The organism is Streptomyces sp. NRRL WC-3618, assembly GCF_001280005.1.
Classification (GTDB): Bacteria; Actinomycetota; Actinomycetes; order Streptomycetales; family Streptomycetaceae; genus Streptomyces.
In genome coordinates this window covers 1-512 of record NZ_LGDW01000288.1, presented here as the reverse complement: position 1 = coordinate 512, position 512 = coordinate 1, and the positions used below count along the sequence as shown (strand labels likewise).

The window sequence follows — 512 nt, the reverse complement described above, 5'->3', positions numbered from 1 at the left end:
ACGAACACGACCGCGATGGCACCGAAGGCGGCCATCGGCCTGCGCCGCCGCCACAGCAGCGGCAGCACCAGACCGACCTGAAGGAGCAGCATGGCCGCCGGGGGGGGGAAGCCGGGTGAAGGCGAGCCGGAACCGGCGTGGACCGTCGCCGTCCCCGACGCCCCCGTGCAGCAGATCCGGCAGGCAGAACATGAGGAAGACCAGCACCACCACCGCGGTGTCCAGCACCCACGGACGGTTCCGGTCCGTCTGCCGCAGCCGCTGGCCGCCCCGGGAGAACCGGGCGACCAGCGGTCCCATCCCGCCGAAGTCGCCGACAGGCGTGGTAGTCGTCGAGGTGGTCACCTCCTCATGGTGCGCGCGCTCAGACGTCGCGGCGCACCAGCCGGTACGCCGCGCCCGCCAGCGCGAGCGCCGTCCAGCCGAGGAGGACCAGCAGCCCGGCCGTGGGGGACAGGGTGGTGCTGTCGTGGGTCAGGGCGAACATCGACTCGCCCGCGTTGCTCGGCAGG

At 73.2% G+C, this 512-nt stretch carries 2 pseudogenes; both read right to left on the bottom strand.

The annotated features are described in order from the left end of the window. A pseudogene (locus ADL01_RS42420) lies at window positions 1-300 on the bottom strand (DUF7134 domain-containing protein); the annotation flags it as partial. A 64-nt stretch (window positions 301-364) separates the two neighbouring features. Continuing rightward, window positions 365-512: pseudogene (locus ADL01_RS44835) on the bottom strand (ABC transporter permease); the annotation flags it as partial.